The sequence below is a fragment of the Plectonema radiosum NIES-515 genome (assembly GCF_025753815.1).
Lineage (GTDB): Bacteria > Cyanobacteriota > Cyanobacteriia > Cyanobacteriales > Nostocaceae > Hassallia > Hassallia radiosum_A.
The window spans coordinates 1-5,337 of sequence record NZ_JAOWRF010000147.1 but is presented as its reverse complement, the minus strand read 5'-3'; the positions used below and the strand labels follow the sequence as shown (position 1 = coordinate 5,337).

At 42.2% G+C, this 5,337-nt stretch carries 7 protein-coding genes; all 7 read left to right on the top strand.

Annotation, left to right across the window (positions count from 1 at the left end; all coding sequences use genetic code 11):
- Window positions 1-180 (top strand): cytochrome b6-f complex subunit PetM (gene petM, locus OGM63_RS09760; RefSeq protein WP_263745317.1); only part of this gene is annotated, 180 nt, incomplete at its 5' end.
- 149 nt (window positions 181-329) lie between these two features.
- Window positions 330-1,316: an SDR family oxidoreductase gene (locus OGM63_RS09755; protein WP_263745316.1), complete on the top strand. Its 987-nt coding sequence runs from the start codon at window positions 330-332 to the stop codon at window positions 1,314-1,316.
- Between the two features lie 212 nt (window positions 1,317-1,528).
- The gene (locus OGM63_RS09750) at window positions 1,529-2,446 is read left to right on the top strand and encodes an NAD(+) kinase (RefSeq protein ID WP_263745319.1); all 918 of its coding nucleotides are present in this window, start codon (window positions 1,529-1,531) and stop codon (window positions 2,444-2,446) included.
- Window positions 2,447-2,745: 299 nt separating this feature from the next.
- Window positions 2,746-3,432: a response regulator transcription factor NblR gene (gene nblR, locus OGM63_RS09745; RefSeq protein WP_263745318.1), complete on the top strand. Its 687-nt coding sequence runs from the start codon at window positions 2,746-2,748 to the stop codon at window positions 3,430-3,432.
- A gap of 164 nt (window positions 3,433-3,596) precedes the next feature.
- The gene (locus OGM63_RS09740; protein WP_263745315.1) at window positions 3,597-4,127 is read left to right on the top strand and encodes a DUF192 domain-containing protein; all 531 of its coding nucleotides are present in this window, start codon (window positions 3,597-3,599) and stop codon (window positions 4,125-4,127) included.
- 524 nt (window positions 4,128-4,651) lie between these two features.
- Entirely contained in the window at window positions 4,652-4,843 is a 192-nt protein-coding gene (locus OGM63_RS09735) for a DUF2949 domain-containing protein (RefSeq protein ID WP_039753103.1), read from the top strand.
- A 266-nt stretch (window positions 4,844-5,109) separates the two neighbouring features.
- Window positions 5,110-5,337: hypothetical protein (locus OGM63_RS09730; RefSeq protein WP_318528439.1), on the top strand; the 228-nt coding region annotated here is incomplete at its 3' end.

Sequence of the window (5,337 nt, the reverse complement as noted above, 5' to 3'; positions counted from 1 at the left end):
TTGTCCCCAGTCCCCAGCCCTTCTGGTAGACTGAGTTTATATAGATTAACCATTCGCAACAGGAGAACTAGACCAATGAGCGAAATTGTGGCAGCAGCGTTATTACCCAACGCTTTAATCTTCATAGGCTGGGGTTTGGGTGTATTGTTGCTAAAAATTCAGGGCGCAGAACCAGAATAATCGTTCTAAGTAGCGGATATTCACAGGGGAGAGCAACAAAAAAGTCTCTCCCACCAGATGAGTTTCTTAAAAATATTGTAAACTTTTGTTTGCATATCGAGTCTGATAAGATTCTATTAATAAAACTTTAAGATTTTTTACAAAGCCCCATGACATTATTAATCGTCGGTGCCAGTGGCACCTTGGGAAGACAAGTGGCTCGTCGTGCGATCGATGAAGGTTATAAAGTACGTTGTCTTGTCCGGAGTGCCAAAAAAGCTGCATTTCTAAAAGAATGGGGCGCAGAACTCGTACCAGGAGACTTGTGTTATCCTCAAAGCCTCACAGCCGCACTTGAAGGTGTAACCGCAGTCATTGATGCCTCAACATCTCGTCCTACCGACTCACTGAGTATCAAACAAGTAGACTGGGATGGCAAGGTAGCATTAATTCAAGCGGCTCAGGCTGCGGGTGTAAAGCGTTTTATCTTCTTTTCCATTCTCGATGCCGACAAATATCCAGAAGTACCCTTGATGGAAATTAAGCGGTGTACAGAACTCTTTTTGGCTGAGTCTGGCTTAAATTATACTATTTTGCAGCTGGCTGGCTTTATGCAAGGGTTAATCGGTCAATATGGAATTCCGATTTTGGAAGGACAACCAGTTTGGGTAACGGGTGGATCTTCCCCCATCGCTTACATGGACACTCAAGACATTGCTAAATTTGCTATCCGCGCTTTGAGCGTCCCAGAAACAGAAAATCTTGCTTTTCCCGTGGTGGGTACTCGCGCTTGGAGTGCTCCGGAAATCATTAGCCTGTGCGAACGCTTGTCTGGAAAAGATGCCAAAATAACCCGGATGCCATTAAACTTACTGCGAGGAGTGCGGAACATAACGCGGTTCTTTCAGTGGGGGTGGAATGTGGCTGACAGACTGTCGTTTACAGAAGTATTGGCAAGTGGTAAACCGCTAAATGCCTCAATGGATGAAGTATACAAAGTCTTTGGGTTAGACCAACAAGAAACCACCACCTTGGAAAGCTACCTGCAAGAGTACTTCAGCCGAATTATGAAAAAGCTTAAAGAAATAGACTACGAAAAAACTAAAGCCAAAAAGAAGAAGGAAAAAAGAAGCCCCTTTAAAAAGACTTCAAATTAGTTAAGAGTTACGAGCAAAAGTCGGGAGTCGGGAGTCAGGATTTAGGAGTCGGGAGTCAAAAGTCGGGAGTCAAAAGTAATTATCTTGATTTTTTGACTGCCCAATACCCTTTTTCCCAATGCCCTTTTTCCCAATTCCCTCTTACCACATTGTCCAAAATGTGTCACGATTAACATAATATAAAGCATCGCAAGCAAGTTGGATATTTGAATGTGCCGAAAGCAGGCATTATTTACAACGACGTTAAACCGATAGCGAGTCGTGTCGCTATCGAACTGCAAGACAAGCTAACCGCAGCCGGTTGGGATGTCTACGTCACAGCGGGTATCGGTGGTATGCTGGGCTACTCTAACCCAGAGAGTCCTGTATGCCACACGCCAATTGAGGGTCTGACACCCCCTGGTTTTGACTCAGAAATGAAGTTTGTCGTGGTGTTAGGAGGAGATGGGACTGTTTTGGCAGCCTCTCGCCAAGTTGCCCCCTGTGGCATTCCATTGTTAGCGGTGAATACCGGTCATATGGGGTTTTTGACTGAGGCTTACCTCAATCAATTGCCCGAAGCAATAGAACAGTTGATTCTGGGTGAGTATGAAATTGAAGAGCGGGTAATGCTTACCGTCAAAGTGTTTCGGGGAGAGTCGGTGTTGTGGGAAGCCCTCTGCTTGAATGAAATGGTACTGCATCGAGAACCGCTAACTTCGATGTGTCATTTTGAAATTGTCATAGGACATCATGCGCCAGTAGATATTGCCGCAGATGGTGTGATTATTTCTACACCAACGGGTTCTACAGCTTATTCGTTGAGTGCAGGAGGACCGGTGGTAACTCCAGGCGTACCTGTGTTGCAATTAGTGCCGATTTGCCCTCATTCTCTGGCTTCTAGGGCGTTGGTGTTTCCTGATAGCGAGCCAGTAAACGTCTACCCAGTAAATATTCCTCGTTTGGTAATGGTGGTGGATGGTAACGGGGGGTGCTATGTTCTGCCACAGGATCGGGTATATTTAGAGCGATCGCAATATACGGCACGATTTATTCGCTTGCAACCACCAGAGTTTTTCCGCATTTTACGAGAAAAATTAGGTTGGGGTCTACCACACATCGCTAAACCAACCTCGGTAGAATTACCTTAATTGGTGACTGGTGAGTGGGGACGCTTGGACTGGTGAGTGGGAAAAAAATCACAAAAAGACTCTTCCTAATCCAAGCGTCCCTAATCCCTAATCCCCTGTAATTTTAAATAAGTTATTAAAATTGTTGCATCTGCGAATTTAATCGCCGATACTTGAACGTGCGTTCAACATGGTAGACAAAGTGCCCAACTCAGATTGCTCTATCATCAAAAACACGTAAATTAAACTTTGACCTGATGTACAGACGTTCGACAGCACATTATATTACTGAATCCCAAATCAAAACTCCACGTATTAATATGACGCTTGCTCACAAAGATTGTGTTTTGGTGATTGAAAGCGACGAGAATCTAGCAAATCAACTGACTTGTGATTTGCAAGAAGCTGGCTACGAACCAATTGTGGCTCATGATGCGAACAGTGGTTTTCAATACTGCCGCGATCGCCAACCGGCTTTAATAGTTGTAGACCGAATGCTCACAGGAGAATCTGGACTCTCTTTGTGCAAAAATCTGAGAAATGCCGGAATGCGATCGTCCGTGCTAGTGCTAATGGCACGCGATACAATCGATGACCGTGTTGCTTGCCTAGAAGCGGGAGCGGATGATTACTTCCTCAAGCCTTACCGCTCAGAAGACTTTTTAAAGTTGATTCGTCTTTATTTAAAACCAGATGTTGATACTTCAGAACAGTTACGGTTTGGAGATTTGATTTTAGATATAGCAACCCGTCGCGCTATACACAACGGGCGTACAATTGACTTGACAATGAAAGAATTTGAACTCTTAAAGTATTTAATGGAACATCCCCGTGAAGTATTAACCCGCGAACAAATTCTCGAAAATGTTTGGGGTTACGACTTTATGGGCGAATCTAATGTCATCGAAGTGTATATTCGCTACTTGCGTCTCAAAATCGAAGAAGAAGGTCAAAAGCGCCTGATTCAAACAGTGCGCGGTGTAGGATACGTGTTACGAGAATCGTAAATAGTTAGGGGTTAGTGGATGGTAGATAGTGGAGAGTGGTTAGTGGATAGTGGATAGTCGGAAATTTAACCAACAACCAGCAACCAACAACGCTCCAACGCTCCAACCATCAACGCTCCAACCATCAACGCTCCAACCATCAACTATCAACCAATTAAAATTCTATGATTCGTTGGCTAATTTTACTACCAATGCTTCTAAGTGTTGTGCTGATAAGCTGTTCTGAACCAACACCAGCTAAACCCCCCAACACTACCCTCGATTCTCAATTATCAGCCTCAGCGCCTTCTGGTCAAACACTACCGATTTCTGGTGTTGCGATTGTTCCTAATGGCACAAAAATTAATTTGGAGGTAGCGCGGACACCCCAAGAGCAAGAAATTGGGTTGATGTATCGCAAGGTTTTGCCTTCCGACAGGGGAATGCTGTTTCAGTTTCGTGACGCGCAACCAGTCCGTTTCTGGATGAAGAATACTCTTATACCCTTAGATATGGTCTTTCTGCGTCAGGGGGTAGTGCAATATATCGCAACTGGTGTACCCCCGTGTACTGCCGATCCTTGTCCTAGTTATGGTCCTGGGACATTAATTGACACGGTAATTGAACTGCGTTCTGGACGTGCCGCTGAATTAAGTTTAAAAGTGAGCGATCGTGTTAAAATTGAATTCCTCAACTCCGGTTCTTCCCGGAGATAGAGGTTTTAGTAAGCCTAATTACGCTACAAGGAAAAATATCAATGTTAAAGTTTTAGTAAAAAAAGCATCACATGGTCTAGTAAAAAAATTACTTTTGACCTAATATTTTATAAACATGCTAATCATCACAAAATTAAGCTATTTCCAGCGCAAAATAGCAATTTTAACATTTGATGGCAAAAAATATTCCTTTTGGTGTACGTGTAAATAGTCGTTAATAAGAGAGTATAACTATGGAATCTTTCTTACTACAGGTGTAATCAATTAAAGCACTACAGTAAAAATGATTAAATAAATTTCACGACATCAAAGCGCTAGTTGAAAATTAAGTAAGCAAGAAGCGCTAAAATTTATATTTACCGAATGCTTTTAACAAAAGGCTTTGTTAAAGGAACACCGATATCAACTGTGTTGGGGTGTTAATTAGGTAACAAGGCAGTTCCAAATAAAATACGGCTTCTAGGCTACAGAAAACGTGCAATAAATGTATTAAAATATACTTTACCTCAGGAGGTGAGATCCAAATGACACCATCAACATATCCTCGACTTATTCGTTTTTTACAAGACGATTTAGCAATTTCTACGGCTTCGCTAGCGGTTGCTCTTCGTCACCGAGAACAAGACCCAGGTCCTTTGCCAATGATTCTTTGGCAATATGGATTAATTACTCTCGAACAGTTAGAACAAATTTATGATTGGCTAGAGACGGCTTAGTTGTGAGTAGTTCATTCAGGAGAATCGACTTATGTCACATCAATGCCTTTTACAAAGGTTGATAGATAGGGAAATTAGCTGCACGGTTTTCTACTCATTTACATATAAATTCATGCAGAGCGAGTTTAATGATTCAACTCGCTCTCTCGATTTAGTTATAAGTACAAATTTGTGAATTTAGCACTCATATAATATCAAGCCTGACAGGCTGGAAGCTTTTGGCTCATAAACAGAGGCACAACACACTGCCCTAGCTAGCGCTTCTCATGATGGTTTCTTGGTTTTTACTTAGTTTTAATTTTGTTTTGATGGATAAAAGCATTGTTTCGACCTTTTATGCGAATAATATATTAGTATATCAATATAGAGAAAAAAGAGCAATGCCATTCCAGAAAAAACACAAATTAGGGTTTACAAGTGAACAACCTTTTGATAAAGACCCAGTTTGTTTCAAGGTATCGCCTGGTATCAAAGACAAGTTAAAAGCCGTCCCT